At 28.2% G+C, this 18,207-nt stretch carries 18 protein-coding genes; 12 read left to right on the forward strand and 6 right to left on the reverse strand.

Translation table 11 applies throughout. The features are described 5' to 3' along the window. Positions 1-8 precede the first annotated feature (8 nt). The 3 genes from dnaJ to ACTT88_RS06920 all read right to left on the reverse strand — a co-directional run bounded on the left by dnaJ (position 9) and on the right by ACTT88_RS06920 (position 3,808). Positions 9-1,136 carry a molecular chaperone DnaJ gene (gene dnaJ / locus ACTT88_RS06910; RefSeq protein WP_440908561.1) on the reverse strand — a complete coding sequence of 376 codons (1,128 nt, stop codon included), beginning with the start codon at positions 1,134-1,136 and terminating at the stop codon, positions 9-11. Between the two features lie 29 nt (positions 1,137-1,165). Then, positions 1,166-3,091, reverse strand: a complete 1,926-nt coding sequence (gene dnaK / locus ACTT88_RS06915) for a molecular chaperone DnaK (RefSeq protein WP_440908562.1) — start codon at positions 3,089-3,091, stop codon at positions 1,166-1,168. 63 nt (positions 3,092-3,154) lie between these two features. Next, positions 3,155-3,808, reverse strand: coding sequence for a nucleotide exchange factor GrpE (locus tag ACTT88_RS06920; protein WP_440908563.1), 654 nt, complete (start codon positions 3,806-3,808; stop codon positions 3,155-3,157). Between the two features lie 36 nt (positions 3,809-3,844). Between ACTT88_RS06920 and rdgB the strand changes: the two genes are divergently transcribed. After that, on the forward strand, positions 3,845-4,447 hold the full coding sequence (gene rdgB / locus ACTT88_RS06925; protein WP_440908564.1) for an RdgB/HAM1 family non-canonical purine NTP pyrophosphatase: 603 nt from the start codon (positions 3,845-3,847) through the stop codon (positions 4,445-4,447). Here rdgB and ACTT88_RS06930 read toward each other — a convergent pair. Next, on the reverse strand, positions 4,431-5,585 hold the full coding sequence (locus tag ACTT88_RS06930) for an ABC transporter substrate-binding protein (protein WP_440908565.1): 1,155 nt from the start codon (positions 5,583-5,585) through the stop codon (positions 4,431-4,433). The genes rdgB and ACTT88_RS06930 overlap by 17 nt on opposite strands. Before the next feature lie 34 nt (positions 5,586-5,619). Here ACTT88_RS06930 and rsmI point away from each other — a divergent pair, with 34 nt between their 5' ends. Continuing rightward, positions 5,620-6,483 (forward strand): 16S rRNA (cytidine(1402)-2'-O)-methyltransferase, encoded by an 864-nt coding sequence (rsmI, locus tag ACTT88_RS06935; RefSeq protein WP_440908566.1) that lies wholly within the window; start codon positions 5,620-5,622, stop codon positions 6,481-6,483. Further along, entirely contained in the window at positions 6,473-7,066 is a 594-nt protein-coding gene (locus tag ACTT88_RS06940; protein WP_440908567.1) for a BON domain-containing protein, read from the forward strand. Before rsmI ends, ACTT88_RS06940 begins: the two co-directional genes overlap by 11 nt. Here the strand turns inward: ACTT88_RS06940 and ACTT88_RS06945 are convergent, their stop codons facing one another. Then, positions 7,067-9,352 carry an NADP-dependent malic enzyme gene (locus ACTT88_RS06945; RefSeq protein ID WP_440908568.1) on the reverse strand — a complete coding sequence of 762 codons (2,286 nt, stop codon included), beginning with the start codon at positions 9,350-9,352 and terminating at the stop codon, positions 7,067-7,069. Between the two features lie 52 nt (positions 9,353-9,404). On the opposite strand from ACTT88_RS06945, the gene murJ reads away from it, so the two are divergent. From murJ to ACTT88_RS06965, 4 genes are read left to right on the forward strand one after another with little or no spacing between them, the layout of a single operon-like run. After that, the gene (gene murJ / locus ACTT88_RS06950) at positions 9,405-10,934 is read left to right on the forward strand and encodes a murein biosynthesis integral membrane protein MurJ (protein WP_440908569.1); all 1,530 of its coding nucleotides are present in this window, start codon (positions 9,405-9,407) and stop codon (positions 10,932-10,934) included. A 4-nt stretch (positions 10,935-10,938) separates the two neighbouring features. Beyond that, a complete protein-coding gene (trpS, locus tag ACTT88_RS06955; RefSeq protein WP_440908570.1) occupies positions 10,939-11,940 on the forward strand; it encodes a tryptophan--tRNA ligase in 1,002 nt (333 codons plus the stop codon). Positions 11,941-11,993: 53 nt separating this feature from the next. Next, positions 11,994-12,536: a NifU family protein gene (locus ACTT88_RS06960; RefSeq protein WP_440908571.1), complete on the forward strand. Its 543-nt coding sequence runs from the start codon at positions 11,994-11,996 to the stop codon at positions 12,534-12,536. 6 nt (positions 12,537-12,542) lie between these two features. Next, entirely contained in the window at positions 12,543-13,607 is a 1,065-nt protein-coding gene (locus ACTT88_RS06965; RefSeq protein WP_440908572.1) for a glucosaminidase domain-containing protein, read from the forward strand. On the opposite strand, the gene ACTT88_RS06970 is transcribed toward ACTT88_RS06965, so the two are convergent. Further along, positions 13,604-14,665, reverse strand: coding sequence for a polysaccharide deacetylase family protein (locus tag ACTT88_RS06970; protein WP_440908573.1), 1,062 nt, complete (start codon positions 14,663-14,665; stop codon positions 13,604-13,606). The two genes, ACTT88_RS06965 and ACTT88_RS06970, sit on opposite strands and share 4 nt — an antisense overlap. On the opposite strand from ACTT88_RS06970, the gene ACTT88_RS06975 reads away from it, so the two are divergent. The 5 genes from ACTT88_RS06975 to ybeY are packed head-to-tail and all read left to right on the forward strand — an operon-like array spanning position 14,658 to position 18,206. Next, positions 14,658-14,999 carry a peptidase M22 gene (locus tag ACTT88_RS06975; RefSeq protein WP_440908574.1) on the forward strand — a complete coding sequence of 114 codons (342 nt, stop codon included), beginning with the start codon at positions 14,658-14,660 and terminating at the stop codon, positions 14,997-14,999. The genes ACTT88_RS06970 and ACTT88_RS06975 overlap by 8 nt on opposite strands. 9 nt (positions 15,000-15,008) lie before the next feature. Continuing rightward, on the forward strand, positions 15,009-15,422 hold the full coding sequence (locus ACTT88_RS06980) for a Fur family transcriptional regulator (RefSeq protein WP_440908575.1): 414 nt from the start codon (positions 15,009-15,011) through the stop codon (positions 15,420-15,422). 2 nt (positions 15,423-15,424) lie between these two features. Further along, positions 15,425-16,753, forward strand: coding sequence for a tRNA (N6-isopentenyl adenosine(37)-C2)-methylthiotransferase MiaB (gene miaB / locus ACTT88_RS06985; protein ID WP_440908576.1), 1,329 nt, complete (start codon positions 15,425-15,427; stop codon positions 16,751-16,753). A 3-nt stretch (positions 16,754-16,756) separates the two neighbouring features. Next, positions 16,757-17,752 (forward strand): PhoH family protein, encoded by a 996-nt coding sequence (locus ACTT88_RS06990; protein WP_440908577.1) that lies wholly within the window; start codon positions 16,757-16,759, stop codon positions 17,750-17,752. Beyond that, a complete protein-coding gene (gene ybeY / locus ACTT88_RS06995; RefSeq protein ID WP_440908578.1) occupies positions 17,745-18,206 on the forward strand; it encodes an rRNA maturation RNase YbeY in 462 nt (153 codons plus the stop codon). The genes ACTT88_RS06990 and ybeY overlap by 8 nt, the downstream gene beginning before the upstream one ends. Position 18,207: the final 1 nt, after the last annotated feature.

Below are 18,207 nucleotides of genomic sequence, written 5' to 3' on the forward strand. Positions count from 1 at the left end.
GTTATTAGCTAAATCTTCCAAAAACTTTTTGCTTTTTGAAAAAATTTTTTAATACTTGGATTTGACTTATCATTTTCAATTTCTCTAAATTTTTCTAGTAATTCCTTTTGTTTTTTATTTAAGTAGACTGGTACTTCAGTTTTAACTTGAACATACAAGTCTCCAAAATCGCCTCTTCTCATAAAAGGCATTCCTTTACCTTTTAATCTGAATTGTTTACCATTCTGGGTTCCATCTGGAATTTTTATTTTCGCTTTTCCACCATCAATAGTTGGAATTTCTATTGTTGTACCTAATGCTGCATCTGCTAAAGAAAGAGGGAACTCAAAAAATAAATTTTCATCTGATCTCTTAAATAAATCGTGAGAGTGAACATTAATAAATAAATATAAATCACCTGTCGCCCCACCTCTGCTTCCAGCTTCACCTTTGCCAGCTAATCTAATTCTTGTTCCATCATCAACACCTTTTGGAATGGTTACAGAAATTTTCTTTGATGCTTGTTTTTTACCTTGTCCATTACAATCATTGCATGGGTTAGTAATTTCTTCCCCATTTCCATTACATTGAGGACATGTTTGTTGTACAGTAAAGAAACCTTGATTGGATCTTATTCTACCATTACCACCACAATATGAACACCTGTCAGGAGAATATCCCGGTTTAGATCCATTTCCTCTGCATGTACCACACTGTTCTGTTGTTGAAAATTTAATGTCTTGTTTTTTTCCATGGTAAGCTTCTTCAAGAGAAATTGATAAATCATACCTTAAGTCAGAACCTCTATTATTTGATTTTCTACTTCTAGATCTTCCACCTCCTCCAAAATCACCAAAGAAATCCTCAAAAATATCTGAGAAATCCGCTCCACTAAAACCACCAAAGCCACCACCTGGTCTTCCACCACCGTTTTCAAATGCAGCGTGACCAAAATTATCGTAGTTTTGCTTTTTTTCTTTATCTGAAAGTATTCCGTAGGCTTCACTTGCTTCTTTGAATTTTTCTTCTGCTTTGGAATCTCCTGGATTTTTATCAGGATGATATTTAACAGCTAACTTTCTGTATGCAGATTTTAATTCTTCAGGGCTTGCGCTTTTATTAACGCCTAGGACATCGTAATAGTCTCTTTTAGCCATCAAATTACCCCAGACAATTAAATGTCAGTTTAAGCGCTTTTTTCTTTATTCTCGTCTTTTACTTCTTCGAAATCAGCATCAACAACATTCTCGTCTTTTTTACCTGCATCATCTCCACCATCATCTTTTCCAGAATCAGGTTTTGCACTTTGTTGTGATTTATAGATCGCTTCACCAAGTTTCATTGAAGCTTGAACCAAAGCTTCAGTTTTTTTCTTAATATCTTCAATATCCTCACCTTTTAGAGCTTCTTTTACAGCAGTTGATGCATCTTCAATTGCTTTTTTTTCTGCATCAGAAATTTTTGATCCATGTTCTTTTAAATTCTTATCAGTAGAGTGAATTAGAGTATCTGCCTGGTTTCTAACATCAACAGACTCTCTTTTCTTTTTATCAGCTTCCTTATTAGCTTCTGCATCTTTAACCATTTTTTCAATTTCTTCATCACTTAATCCACCTGAAGCTTGAATTTGGATTTTTTGTTCTTTACCAGTTCCTTTGTCTTTTGCTGAAACATTTACGATACCATTAGCATCAATATCAAATGTAACTTCAATTTGAGGAACTCCTCTTGGTGCTGGCGCAATACCTACTAATTCAAAGTTACCTAGGGCTTTATTATCAGCTGCCATTTCCCTTTCACCCTGTAGAACTCTAATAGATACTGCAGGCTGATTGTCTTCAGCAGTTGAGAAAACTTGGCTTTTTTTAGTTGGGATTGTTGTATTTTTATCAATTAATTTTGTTGAAACTCCTCCAAGTGTTTCAATACCGAGTGACAATGGAGTTACATCTAATAGAAGTACATCTTTAACATCACCCTGTAATACTCCTGCTTGAATAGCAGCACCCATGGCAACTACTTCATCAGGGTTTACACTTTTGTTAGGATCTTTCCCAAAAAAGTTTTTAACTTCTTCTAATACTTTTGGCATTCTAGTCATACCACCTACCATAACTACTTCATCAATTTCACTAGCAGTAATTCCGGCATCTTTAAGAGCTGTTTTACATGGAGGCATAGTTCTAGCTATTAAGTCTTCAACTAGAGCCTCAAGTTTTGCTCTAGTCATTTTTAAATTAATATGTTTTGGACCTGTTTTATCTGCAGTAATAAAAGGTAGATTTATATCTGTTTGTTCTGCAGAAGATAATTCAATTTTTGCTTTTTCAGCAGCTTCTTTCAATCTTTGTAGAGCAAGTTTATCTGACTTAAGATCAATTCCATTATCTTTCTTAAATTCAGAAATTAAGTAATCAACAACAGCATTATCAAAATCTTCACCACCTAAAAAAGTATCACCATTAGTTGATTTAACTTCAAATACACCATCACCCAATTCTAGAATAGATACGTCAAATGTTCCTCCACCTAAATCATATACAGCAATTTTTTTATTTTGTTTTTTATCCAAACCATAAGCTAATGATGCAGCAGTTGGCTCATTAATAATTCTTAAAACTTCTAATCCAGCAATTTTTCCTGCATCTTTTGTTGCTTGTCTTTGTGCATCATTAAAGTATGCTGGAACAGTAATTACAGCTTTTGTTACAGCCTGACCTAAATATTTTTCTGCTGTTTCTTTCATTTTTTGTAAAATGAATGCTGATATTTGAGAAGGTGAATATTTTTCACCTTTAGCTTCAATCCAAGCATCGCCTTTTTCAGAATTAATTATTTTAAAAGGTGCAGCCTCTACATCTTTTTTTACCGTTGGGTCGTCAAAATTTCTTCCAATTAGTCTTTTTACTGCAAAAATAGTATTTTCTGGATTTGTAACAGCTTGTCTTTTTGCTGGTTGTCCAATTAATTTTTCGTTTTCATCTGTAAATGCAACAACTGATGGAGTAGTTCTTGCTCCCTCAGCATTTTCTAAAACCTTAGCTTGTGTTCCTTCCATTATGGCAACACATGAATTTGTTGTTCCTAGGTCTATTCCAATAATTTTACTCATAATATTAGTGTCTCTCCTTCGTCATATAGGGTTTAAATGTGAAACTACAAGTTGATCTCATAATTATTTATTTTCTAGATTTTCTTGATTTTCCTCAGTTTTTTCTTCTTTAATTGTAACTTTTTTTGATACTCCTACTAATGAGGGTCTAAGTAATCTGTCTTTTATAGTAAAGCCTTTTTGAATTTCCTGAATTATTGTTCCAGGTTCTTTCGTATCGTCCTCAATTTCTATCATTGCTTGATGAAAGTTTGGATCTAGTTTTTTGTTAAGGCTATCTATTGGTTTAATGTTATTTTTTTCAAATATCGAGATTAAATCTTTTTTAATAATATCTAAATGTTCTAGGGTCTTTTTTAATGCTTCAGTTTCTTTTAATTTATCGTCGCTTTCAAGAACATGTTTGGATCGATCTAAGTTATCAATCAAATTTAATGCTTCTTTTGCAAAACTATAACCACCATATTCAAAAGCATCCTCTTTTTCTTTTTCAAACCTTCTTCTTTGATTTTCCATTTCAGCAAATGTTCTTGCTAATTTATCTTCCAGTTCAGCAATTTTTTCTTCTGGAGTTGGCTCTTTAACTTCTTCTTTAGCTTCTTGATTTATTTCTTGTTTGTTTTCGTCGGCTAGATTTTCTTCAGGTTTCTGATGTTCTTTTACAGTATCTTCGTTTTGATCTGCAGAAGTGTTATTTTGTATTTCTTCTTTTTCCATAGTCTCTTATATGGTAAGCATTTTCTTAATTTCTAGATGTATAAACAAAAAATTAATAAATTATTAATAGGTACTAATAACAAGGGTAAATTACGTGAAATCAAGAGTTTATTGCCTAAAAAAATTAAACTTTATTCTACATCTACATTTAATCTTAGAAGCCCAGTTGAAAATGGTAAGACTTTTGAAGAAAACTCACTGATCAAATCTAAATATTTTTCAAAAAAGACAGGATTGTTGTGTTTAGCTGACGACTCTGGTTTGGAAATAGATTTTTTAAATAAAAGTCCTGGAATTTATTCAGCAAGGTGGGGAGGAAAGTATGGGGACTTTAGTAAAGCCATAAAAAGAGTTTATAGAGAATTAAATAAAAAAGACAAAAATTGGAAAAACAAAAAAATAAAAGCAAGATTTATTTGTGCACTTTCTATTTCATACTTAAATAAAAAAATCGCTTGCGTCACAGGTAAAGTTGAAGGTCATATTTCACATGAAGCAAAAGGAAAAAATGGATTTGGTTATGATCCAATTTTTGTTCCTTTAAGAAAAAGAAAAACTTTTGGAGAAATGAAGCCATCTCAAAAGTATAAAATGGATCATAGATATCAAGCTTTTAAAAAAATTAGAAAATTTCTATAAGTTTTTGATCTTCAATTTTATAAAAATTAAGTCTGTGATTAATTTTATTATTTTTAATATCAAAAATTCCTATTTTTCCTTTGAATGAATTTTTTTTCTTAAAAATTTTATTTAAGTTTTCCATTTTTGAATTAATTGATAAATAATAAACTAAGCCAATAAGATCATAACTTAATAAAGACAAATGAGTTGGATCTTCGTTAAATGCGTTATAGTACTTTATTTTGTAGCTATCAAAATTTTCTTTATTTATTGATGGATAATATAAAGGTTGGATATCATTTTCATTTAACAAACTTTCATCAAACCATTGATTTAAGGTTATAAAATATTTATTTTCTGGAAGTACGTCAGTATATAAAAGTGATGTAGATACACTTTTTAAACTTTCATCAAAATCTGCAATTACAACAGCGTCAAAATTTAAACCACCCAAAGTATATCTTTTTTCAAGTCTTTTTATTTTTTTTTCTTTATTTGGATCATTTGAATTTTTTATCCTTTTTATTTCATCCTCTAAATTTTGCTTTCTTATTCTGTAGTTTGTAATTTCTTCTATTTGTTTTGTTAGTTTTGTAGGCTCTATATTATATTCGTAATCTTTATAAATTTTAATTTTTGAATTTTTCATTCCTGTTTTAACTTCAAATTCATAATCTTGGATTGGTGTTAAAAAAATAGTTCTTTGTATTTGATTAGTTTCTAAAAATTTTTTTATTGTATTGAATTGTGATGTAGAATTAATTCCAGCAGAGATTACATTTTTTGGAAGATCTAAAGTCTTATTTGTTAATGATAAAAAAGTTAAATCCTTCATTTCATCTAAATAAGTTAAACTTTCATAGAACACAGGGCCTATAACAATTTTTATCCCCATTTCACTTAATTCAAATGCTGATTTTAAAGTTTGGTTAGCTTTAGTTGCCGTATCTTTTGGATAGATTTCTATCAGATCATTATCAATATCTTTGACCGCTAATCCAACTGCTTTAATGATTGACTCTCCAATCTCCTTATTTTCTCCTGACATAGGTACCAATAATCCTATTTTGATTTTTTCTTGAGCATTAACATTTGGAAAAAACAGAAAGTAAAAACTTAAAATAATAAAATAAATAATTTTAATTAATTTGTTCATTTTGATGTTAATATAATATTTTTTAAGCTGAATTATGATCATAAAACCACAATTTAAATTAAAAGAATACGAAAATGGTCTTTATTTAGTATCAACTCCTTTAGGAAATCTAAAAGATATAACCTTAAGAGCAATTGAAATTTTACGGCAGTCTCATTACATTTTATGTGAAGATACTCGGATTTCAAAAAACCTTTTAGATAAATATCAAATAAAATCAAAATTAATTTCAAATCATAAATTTAATGAAAAAAAAAATGTAGTAAAAATTATTGGATATCTAAAATCTGGAAAAATAATTTCTTTGATATCAGATGCTGGTACGCCTAGTATTTCTGATCCTGGTTCAATTTTAGTCAATGAGTGTATTAATAACGAGATTAAAATATTTCCCATTCCTGGACCTTCGGCTGTTGCCGCAGCTGTTTCAATTAGTGGTTTTTCAGATAAATTTTTATTTTGTGGTTTTTTCCCAGATAAAAAACAGCAATTATCTAATGAATTAAAAAAATTCTCAGAATTTGAAAATTCCTTAGTTTTTTTTATTTCTCCAAAAAAAATTAACAAAATTATACCTGAAATAAAAAAAAATTTTACTGGGAGAAAAATAATTTTTTGTCGAGAAATCACAAAAATTTATGAGGAATTTATTAGAAAAAACGTAGATGAATTAGAATTATTTGAAATTGAGCCAAAAGGTGAGCTTACTATTGTTATTTCTGAGAAAAAAATAAATAAAAATTTATCTCAAAAATTAACTGAATCAGATATGAATATAATCAAAAAAATGATTAATAAATTATCCACAAAAGAAATTACAGACATTTTAAGTCAAATTACTAAAGTACCTAAAAAAGAAATATACAATTATTGTTTAGAATTAAAAAATGAAAAATAAATTATTAATTTTTATCTTACTAAGTTTTATTTTAACAGGATGTGCTGGTGTTGGTTCTAAAGGTCTTTTTGGAACTGGTGTTTCGGTTGCTTTAGATCCTAGAACTGTTGGTACTCAAATAGATGATTCAATAATGCAAAAAAGTATTAGTGCAAAAATCTTAGCTAAAGATAAAAAATATCTTATATCAGTAAAGACTAAAGTTTTAGATGGTAGAATTTTTCTTACTGGAAAAGTAGATAGCCCTGAAGAAAAATTAATGATTACAAAATTAGCATGGGAAACAAAGGGTGCTAGATCTGTTAGAAATGATATTAAAATTAAGGAAGAGTTTAACTTCAAGCAATCTGCAAAAGATATATTAATAACATCTCAGCTTAGAACAGCTATAATTGTTAATAAAAATATAAAGGCAACCAATTATCAAATAGATACTTATAAAAAGAAAATTTATATTTATGGAATTGCTTTAACATTAGAAGAAAAGGATTTAGTTATAAGTGAAGCAAAAGAAATACTTGATGTTGAAGATGTAATTGCCAGTATTATTTTGGTTGAAGATTTAAGAATTCAAAAAGAATAATTATTTATTGTAGTCAATCACTTGTGAAGAATAAGCAGCAATTGATGCTAGGTTAAGTATCTCAGAAGTTGATGATCTTAATGGTGCAATTTCTATCGGAAGTCCAAGTCCAATTAGTAATGGTCCAATAACTTTTGTGTCCCCAATTGTTTTCATCAGTTTATATGAAATTGCCGCACTATGTTGTCCAGGCATTATTAGAATATTTGCTTTACCAACTATTTTTGCAAAAGGATAAAGTTCCTCATACTCTGGATTAAGAGCAACATCGGGCTGCATATCTCCATCAAATTCAAAGTCTACTTTTCTCTCTTTTAATATTTCAACTGCACTTCGAATATGTTTTGTTCTACTAGTAAGAGGTTGTCCAAATGTAGAGTGGGATACAAAAGCAACCTTAGGATCAAATCCAAAAAGTCTAACTACTCTTGCTGTAGATATCGCCATTTCAGCCATTTGTTCAGAAGTTGGATATTCATGGACACTTGTATCACCAATAAAAATTGTTCTCCCTTTGTGAACGATCATGTTTAAACCAAACATAATTTCACCTTTTCTTACATCAACAACTTGCTTAATTTTTTCAAATGAAGCACCAAATCGTCTTGTATTACCTGTTACAGCACCATCAGCATCGCCACAGGCAACCATACTTGTGGCCCAGACAACTCTGTCATTTCTGATCATTCGGTCACAATCTCTTTCTAATAATCCTTGCTCTCTTTGTAATTTTTCAAATAAATGTTTAACGTATCTTTTTCTCTTTTCTTCATCTTTTGAGTTGACAATTTCAATGTCAAAATTTTCACTATAACCAATATTTCTAATTTGCTCTTTAATTTTACTTTCTTTGCCAACCAGGATTGGAACACCTAATTTTGAATTTTTAAATGCTATGGCAGCTTTTAAAGTATTTTCATCTTCACCGTCTGCAAAAACAATTCTTTTCTGGTTCTTTTTAATAAATGAATTGATTCCCTGCATTATAGTTACTGTTGGGTCTAGCCTTTGTTTGAGTTGTTCTTTATAAATCTCAAAGTCATCTATATTTTTTCTAGCAACACCACTTTCTATTGCTGCTTTTGCTACAGCCGCTGGAATTACACTAATTAATCTTGGATCAAATGTTGATGGAATAATATAATCTTTCCCATAATGAGGTCTTTCTCCACCCATAGCTGCAACCACCTCGTCAGGAACATCTTCTCTTGCAAGCTTAGCTATTGCATTAGCTGCAGCAACTTTCATTTCTTCATTTATTGTTTTGGATCTAACATCTAAAGCTCCTCGAAAAATGTAAGGAAATCCAATTAAATTGTTTACTTGATTCGGATAATCTGATCTCCCTGTTGCAACAATAGCATCATTTCTAACTTCATTAATTTCCTCTGGTGTAATTTCTGGATCAGGATTTGCACAAGCAAATATAATTGGATTTTTTGCCATTGATTTAACCATCTCTTTTTTCAGAACACCTTTTGCAGATAATCCTAAAAAAACATCTGCACCTTTAACAGCATCCTTTAAAGTTCTATGCTGAGTTTTTACTGTGTATTTAGATTTCCATTGATCAATTCCCTCAGTTCTTCCTTCATAAATAACACCCTTTCTATCTAGCATTATTATATTTTCAGATTTTACTCCTGAGTTTTTAAATAATTCAGTACAAGCTTGCGCTGAGGCTCCTGCACCATTAACTACAACTTTAATTTTTTTAATTGATTTACCACAAATATCCAAAGCATTAATTAATGCTGCAGTTGTTATAATTGCTGTTCCATGTTGATCATCATGAAAAACAGGAATATCTAAAATTTCTTTTAATTTTTGTTCAATTATAAAACAATCTGGGGCTGCTATATCTTCTAAATTTATTCCACCGAAGCTGGGTGCAAAATTTTTAATTGAATTTATGATTTCGTTTGAATCTTTACAATCAATCTCTAAATCTATTGAATCGATATCTGCAAATCTTTTAAATAATACTGCCTTTCCTTCCATCACAGGCTTTGATGCAAGAGCGCCTAAATTTCCCATTCCTAATATTGCCGAACCATTACTTATTACAGCAACAAGGTTTCCTTTACTCGTGTAATCATAAGCTGCTTCTGGATTTTCACTTATCTTTTTTACAGGAGCAGCAACTCCTGGAGAATATGCTAAAGCGAGGTCACGCTTAGTTGTCATATTTTTTGAAGAAATAATCTCAATCTTGCCAGGTTTTTTGTCTTTATGAAAATCTAAAGCTTCTTTATCTGTGTAATGATCGATTTTTGTTTTTTTCATTTCTGATAACAATAAGTGTACAATTGGGGTAAAATTAAGACTAATATGATTTATGAACTTACTTAAGTCAACAGGCACATTTGGTTTTTATACTATCATTAGTAGATTGCTAGGCTATTTAAGAGATATTTTAATAGCAATTTTTCTAGGCACAGGGATGTTGGCTGATGCTTTTTTTGTAGCATTTAGAATCCCAAATACTTTTAGAAGATTGTTTGCCGAAGGCACTTTTAATGCAGCATTCGTTCCAAGTTATTCATCAGAAATTATAAAGGGAAAAAAAAAATCAAACAAATTTGCTAACGATATTTTTAATCTCCTTTTTTTAGGGTTGTTATTTTTAACAATAATAATTGAAATTTTCATGCCTGCATTTGTTTCAATTATTGCTCCAGGATTTGTGGGTGATTTAGAAAAAATGCAAGTAGCTATAAATTTAACAAGAATTACTTTTCCTTTCTTATTTTTTATTTGTTTAGCCTCTTTTTTTTCTGCGATTCTCAATTCACATAGCAAATTTGCAGCTGCAGCTGCAGCCCCAATAATTTTAAATGTTGTTTTAATTTTAGTATTGATTTTTTCTAAATCTTTAGGTGATCAATTAGTTTATTATTTGTCCTATGGTGTTTCTTTTGCTGGTTTTTTGCAATTAATATTTTTATATAAGCATGTATCAAAATATTACTCGCTTAAATTTAATTATAAATTAAAAGTAAGTAACAAAGTTAAATTCTTTTTTAAAAAACTTTTACCAAGTATTTTTTCATCAGGTGTCACTCAAATTAATATTTTAGTAGGTACAATAATTGCATCATTTCAAGCGAGTGCAGTTTCTTATTTATATTATGCAGATAGAATTTATCAAATTAACCTAGCTATAGCCGGTATCGCAATTGGCGTTGTAATACTTCCTCAGCTCTCAAAACATATTCAATCTAGAAAAAAAAATAAGATTTTGCTTATACAAAATAAAGCTCTTGAATTAAGTTTATTTTTAAGTCTTCCGGCAACTATCGCTTTAATCATAGGATCGGAACAAATTATTTCAGCTTTATTTGGATATGGGTCTTTTAATGAAAATTCAGTAAGCAATTCAAGTTTAGCTTTATATTATTTTGCATTAGGGCTTCCTGCTTTTGCATTGACAAAAGTATTTTCAAGTTTTTTCTTTGCAAACCATAATACCACAACTCCATTTTATATTTCTTTAATATCAGTATTACTTAATATTTTTATAAGTCTTTATTATTTTAATGAAATTGGTTTTATAATTATTCCAATAGCTACATCTATTTCATCTTGGTTTAATTCAATATTATTATTTGTATTCTTAAAAAATCGACAATTATTTTATTTTAACCAAATATTTTTTATTAAATTTATTAAAATAATTTTTGCATCAATTATGATGGGTTTATTTTTTAACTTTATTTTAAATTTTTTCCAAAACGAATTAGCATTTAATCAATCAATTAAATTTTTTTATTTAGTTTTATCTGTTATATTAGGATTATTGTTTTATTTAATTGTATGTTATTTCATCAAAGCTTTTCAAATGAATGATATTAAATTAAAGTATTAATTTTATGGGTAAAAAAATATTTTCTGGTGTTCAGCCTACAGGTAATCTTCATCTTGGAAATTACTTAGGTGCCATAAAAAACTTTGTAGACTTAAATAATGATGAAGATAACAAATGTATTTTTTGTGTAGTTGACCTACATGCCATTACAGTAAAGCAAGATCCCAATGAATTAAAAAATAATATCCGGGAAACTGTTGCAACTTTTATAGCAAGTGGAATAGATCCAAAAAAAAGTATAATTTTTAATCAATCTAGAGTGCCTGCTCATGCAGAAGGAGCATGGATTTTAAGCTGTATTGCTAGAATGGGTTGGTTAAATAGAATGACCCAATTTAAAGAGAAAGCTGGGAAAGACAAAGAGAAAGCTAGTATTGGTTTATATTCTTATCCAGTTCTAATGGCAGCTGATATTCTATTATATGATGCCACTCATGTTCCTGTAGGTGATGATCAAAAACAACATTTAGAGCTGTGTAGAGATATAGCGCAAAAATTTAATAAAGATTTTGATGTAGAAAATTTTCTTCATGTTCCAGAACCTCTAATTCAAAAAGAATTTTCAAGAATAATGAGTTTAAAAGACGGTTCCAAAAAAATGAGTAAATCAGAATTATCAGATTTAAGTCGAATAAATTTAACAGACAATAAAGATGAAATAATAAATAAAATCAAAAAAGCAAAAACAGATCCTTTGCCTATGCCACAAGATATAAAGGAACTTGATCAAAGACTAGAGGCAAACAATCTTTTAGGGATTTATTCAAGCTTGACTAATTCTACATTAGAAAATTCAGTAAAAAATTTTGCAGGTAAAAACTTTTCAGAATTTAAAGAACAATTATCTGAAGAGCTCGTCAAAAAAATTGAACCTATTTCTAATGAGATAAAAAAACTTTTAAGAGATAAAAGTCATTTAGATAAAATTCTTCTAGATGGAGTTGAAAAAGCTAATTTAATTGCATCCAAAAAGATTGAAAGAATTAAAGAAATAGTAGGTTTTTAAAAAAAAATTTATTATCAAGTTTTAATTTTTAAAATATTCATTATATATAATTTATGTTCGTTCAAACAGAAGTAACACCAAATCCAAATTCTTTGAAATTTCTTCCTGGGAAGAAAGTTTCAAATAGTGGTCCTTATGAAATTACAAATAAAGAAGATATGCAAAATGAATTGGTGAGAAATATTTTGTCAATAAATGGTGTTGAGGGCATTTTTTTAGGTCAAGATTTTATTTCAGTAAATAAGAATGAAAACATTAAGTGGGACGAAATAAAACATATCGTAATTTCTCTAATAAATGATTTTTACGCAGATGGTAAAGAGTTTGTTATTGACGAAAATATAAAACAAGAAGATTTGGATTTAAGCGAAATTGAATCAAAAATAGTAAAAATTTTAGAAGAAAAAATAAGACCAGCTGTTGCTAGAGATGGGGGTGATATAAAATTTAAAGAGTTTAAGGACGGAATTGTTAAGGTTCAATTACAAGGGAGTTGTTCAGGCTGTCCTAGTTCTACAATGACTTTAAAACAAGGTGTTCAAAATCTTTTATGTCACTATTTACCAGAGGTAAAAGAGGTTGTTGCAATACAATAATTAAGAATGAAAAAATTTAAAAAATCAGGTTTTTTAAAAAATAAGAGCTTTAATATAGTTTCACGGTTTTTTTTAAGTTCTTTTATTGTAATTTCATTCTTTTATGTAGTGCCAATAATTATTAATTTTACAGATAAAAATTTTCAAAACAAAGAATTTACCAATAATTCAAAAAGTATTTTAAATAATACTTTAAATAAAGATAAATTTATTGAGGAAGACTCAACAGCAGATGCCGATGAAAGAGATTTATTATATGATATTTTAGAAGAAAATAACTCTGAAATTAATCTAGTTAGATATACAACATCTGAGATTGACTCTTTATTTGAAGAGGTAAATTATAATTTAAAAGATGTAAGGGATACAAAATTAGTTAAACCAATAGATATTGGTCTTCTTCCGAATGAAATTAAAAACATAGCTAACACTAAAAAAAGAAAAGATATGTTTATAAAAATTGTTCTCCCTCTAATAGTTAAGGAAAACAATAAAATTAGAGTTGATAGAAAAAGATTATTCACAATTTTAAATAAAAATAGCAATACTGATATTGAAAAAAAATGGTTAGAAAAAAAGTATAAACAATACGGTGTAAGAAAAAATGATTTATCTACTTTGAAAGTAAGAATGGATGAAATACCAGTTTCATTAGCAATAGCTCAAGCTGCTAAAGAAACTGGGTGGGGTACCTCAAGATTTGCTTTAAAGGGAAATGCTCTATTTGGACAATGGACTTGGTCTGGAGAGGGGTTAAAACCTAAAAATGCAGATGAAGGTAAAGATCATAAAGTTATGAAATTTCATAGCTTACAATTATCTGTAAGAGCATATTTAAGAAATTTAAATACACACTCAACATATAAAAATTTAAGGAAAGCAAGAACAGAACTTAGAAATCAAAATAAACCTTTAGATAGTCTAATTTTGTCTAAACATTTAGATAAATATGCAGAAACAGGAAATCAATATATAGAGGTTTTACAAAAAATTATTGAACAAAATAACTTAAAAGATTTTGATGAAGCGAGATTGTTGCCATCAAGCAAAGATTTAGAGAGTTTAATTTAGTTTTCTTTTATAGGAAATTGCACACCAAACCATCTCCATTTTCCATCATCATTTAGTGAACAATTAATTCTTCCTCTTCTTGGTTTGAATGGTTCTCTAAATTCAATCGTTAAAGAGTTGTTAGCAAATGTTGTTTTTGATTTGTCCCAAATATTTCCCTCATTAGAATAGCAATTAATATTAGATAAATTTTTTTGCTCTTTGAAAAATTCAACTTTGAAATTTGGAGGGTTTGTGTTTTCGAATAATTGTTTTTCCTCAGGAAGTATTCTTTTATATTCAAGTGGAAAATAATTAATAATTGATTTAAATCTTTTTATTTTTCCATATTTTTCATTAATTGGAAATCTAGGTAACTCAAATTTATCTTTATTTAAATCAATAACACCAGAATGCTGACCAAAAGCATATTTGAAATTTTTAGATATATAGTCTTTCATAAATTTAGAGTATTCCCCAAAGGGATATGAGAATAGGTTAGGGATATAACCAAGTTCCCTTAGAAAAATTTTATTAGCCGTTTCAATATCTAAAATAAACTCTTCATTGCTTACATCTATGAGATATTCATGAGTATGTGAATGATGTCCTATATTTGCAAATTCATTCCCTTCAACCTCTTTAATTTGCTCCCAAGTCATGTAACCTCTTTTTCCCACTGGTTCAGTTGAAACAAATAAAATAAATGGAATTTTATTTTCTTTTAGATAAGGCCATGCTTCAGTATAAAAAGATTCAAAAGCATCATCGATAGTTATAAGAATCTCTTTTTTTTGTTTTGGTTTATTAAACTGTTCATCAAAATTATTTGGATTATGAAAATTAAAATCTGAGTTCTTAATAATATTTATATGTTCCTCAAATATATCCATTTTAATATTGGTTGAAGGATACTTATTCTCATTAAAACGATGATACATAATTGATAGAATTCCTTCATCATTTGAATAGTATTTGATATTATTTTCATCTGATTTAGAACTGATATTAGAAAATAAAATAATTATGAATAAACTGATAATTGATGTAGCCGGCGAAAAAATTTTTTTAATGATCATAACTAGTAATGATATTTATAATATTACTAAAGAGAATACTAAAATTAATTATGAAAAATTAACTTTAATTATTAATGATTTTTTAAATTCTCATAAATTAAACTTGAAAGATATTAATACAATTTATTTAAATAGAGGGCCTGGAAGTTTTGCAGGAATAAGAAATTCATTTTCTATAGTTAAGGCATTTAATTTAACTAATAATATTGATTATTATTGTTATAGCATACGAGATTTTAAAGGTGAAAAAGACATAAAATACGAAAATATCCCTCATTTGTGCGATAAATTTAATATTAAAAAAAATTTGATTAACCCTATTTATTTAAGTTAAAATTATTTTATGTCAGAAACAATAGAGCAAAAATGTATAGCAAAAGGAGTTAAATTAACTGATCAAAGAAGAGTCATTGCACAAGTAATGTCAGAGTCTACTGACCATCCGGATGTAGATGAACTTTATAATAGAGTGTCTAAAATTGATCCAAAAATAAGTATTGCAACTGTTTATAGAACGGTAAAACTATTTGAAGAGTCTGGAATATTAACCAAGCATGAGTTTAAAGGTGGAAAAGCAAGATATGAAGAGCTTAACGAAGGTCATCACGATCATTTAATTGATGTCAAAACTGGTGAAATTATAGAATTTGTAGACGAAGAAATTGAAAAGCTTCAAAAAAAAGTTGCAGAAAAATATGGATATACATTAGTAGACCATAAATTGGAATTATATGGGGTTAAGAAAAAATCCCAATAATCATGAATCAAAAAATATTTATTAAAACTTTTGGATGTCAAATGAACGAGTATGACTCTAATAGAATATATGACTCAGTTAAAAAAATTGGCTATGAAAAAACAGAAAAATATGAAGAAGCAAATTGTTATCTATTAAACACATGTCATATTAGAGATAAAGCAAAAGAAAAAGTTTACTCAGAAATAGGTAGAGTAAAAAAAATTTTTAGATCAAAAAAAAAACCACTTGTAATTATTGCAGGATGTGTTGCTCAAGCAGAAAATCAAGAGATGCTAAAAAGAGAACCCTACATAGATTTAGTTATTGGTCCTCAAGCTTATCACAAAATAAATGACACAATATTAAATTATAACAAAAAAAAGAAAAAGATTGAAGAAACTGAATTTGATGCAGTTTCTAAATTTAAATATATGAGTAAAATTAAAAATGAAGCTGGAAAAGTTTCATCGTTCTTAACTATTCAGGAAGGATGTGATAAGTTTTGTCATTTTTGCGTAGTTCCATATACAAGAGGACCAGAATATTCTCGACCATTTAAACAAATTTTGGATGAAGCAAAATATTTAGCTGATAATGGTGCAAAAGAAATAACTTTACTTGGTCAAAATGTGAATGCTTATGATAATCAAGGATATAGATTATCAGATTTGATTTTGAATATTGAAAAATTATCTGAAATTAAAAGAGTCAGATACACAACATCTCACCCAAAAGATATGACTGAGGATTTAATTGAAATATATAAAACCTCTGAAAAGTTAATGCCACTTGTGCATTTACCGGTTCAAAGTGGATCTAATAAAATTTTAAAGTTGATGAATAGAAAACATACTATTGAGGAATATTTAAGCACTTTTGATAAATTAAAAGAAATTAATTCAAATATAGAATTTTCAAGTGATTTTATAATAGGTTATCCTGGTGAAGAGGATCGGGATTTTAAGGATACTATTAGATTAATTGAAAGAATTAAATTTATTAACTCTTATTCATTTATTTTTAGTCCAAGACCTGGAACAGTCGCAGAAAATTTAGACCTAATTGAAAAAAAAATTTCTATCGAAAGATTAGAAAAAATTCAAACTATCTTATTCAAAAATCAAATCGAAATGAACAAGTCATTGGAGGGTAAAGTTATTGATGTTTTGGTTGAGAATTTAACCGACGATAAATACAAAGCTTTTGGTAGATCTGAGTATATGACATCTGTAATTTTTAATGGTAAAAAGAACGATATTGGAAAAAAAGTTCAAGTGAGAATTAAAGATAGTAATAGAAATACTTTATTCGGTGAAGTAATAACTAATTCGGATCAGAAGGTTGCATAGAATTTGAGCGGAATAACTAAAAAAAATATCGATCAGTCTTTAAAATTTGTTTATTCAGATAACAATTCTTTAAGTGTTATATTTCATGACAATAACTTGTTGATGGGTGTTGTTGGGGAATTTAATAAAAATTTACAAGAACTAGAAAAAATTACAAATTGTAGTTTATATTCAAGGGGAAATTCAATTTTAATTAAATCAACACCTGAAAAGAATGAAAAAATTAAAAACGCTATTCAATTTTTGGTTAATCAGTTTATTAATAATGGAAGTATAGAGAATAAAGATATACTTTCATCAGTTGACAACTTTATGATTAATGAAAAAATAAAAAACAATAATGTTACAGATATTATCAAAACTCCTAAAAAATCTATAATCCCTAGATCTGAAAAACAAAAAAGCTATGTGAGAGCTTTGAGGGAGAGTGATATTGTAATTTCAGCCGGGCCAGCAGGAACTGGAAAAACTTTTTTGGCAGTCGCTGTAGGTTTAACTATGCTTTTAGAAAAAAAGATTGAGAGAATTATTCTTTCAAGACCAGCTGTAGAAGCAGGTGAGCGTTTGGGATTTTTACCTGGTGATATGAAGGAAAAAGTAGACCCTTATCTTAGACCTTTATATGATTCTTTATATGATCTCTTTGACTTTGAAAAAATACAAAGAATGATTGAGATTGGAGATATAGAGATTGCACCTTTAGCTTTTATGAGAGGAAGAACTTTAAAAAATTCCTTTGCAATTTTAGACGAAGCACAAAATGCTACAGATACTCAGATAAAAATGTTTTTAACTCGTATTGGAGAAAATTCTAAAATTGTTGTAAATGGTGACCCATCTCAAATTGATTTACCAAATAAAAGCATGTCAGGATTAGTTCGATCAAAAGAGTTACTAGGGCATTTAAAGGAAATATCCATAGTTGATTTTGATCATTCAGATGTAGTCAGACATCCACTTGTTTCTAAAATAGTTAAAGCATACTCAAATAATGATTAGTATTAATGTCTTCTCTGAGGAGAAGGCTTGGTCAAAAAGACTTAAAAATAAGGACATTTTTTTTAAAAAAATATGTAAAGCTTTTCCAAAAAAATATAAATTTTTGAATAAAAAAGTAACATTAACATTATTACTTTCAAATAATCAGAATATTAAAAAACTAAATAAAGTTTTTAGAAAAAAAAATAAATCTACCGATATATTATCTTTTCCATTAGATAAAAAAATAAAAATTTCAAAAAATACTTATCTTGGAGACATTATCATTAGCTATAATTATCTAGACAAACCAAGATCACAAGATTTAAAATCTTTTAAAGAAAAAGTTACCAAATTATTCATACATGGTTTTCTTCATCTTTTAGGTTTTGATCATAAAAAAAATAAAGATTATTCCAAAATGTTAAAAGAGGAAAATATATTATTTAAGTCTGTACAATCAAAAAAAAATTAAA

Source organism: Candidatus Pelagibacter sp., from assembly GCF_052046145.1.
Classification (GTDB): domain Bacteria; phylum Pseudomonadota; class Alphaproteobacteria; order Pelagibacterales; family Pelagibacteraceae; genus Pelagibacter.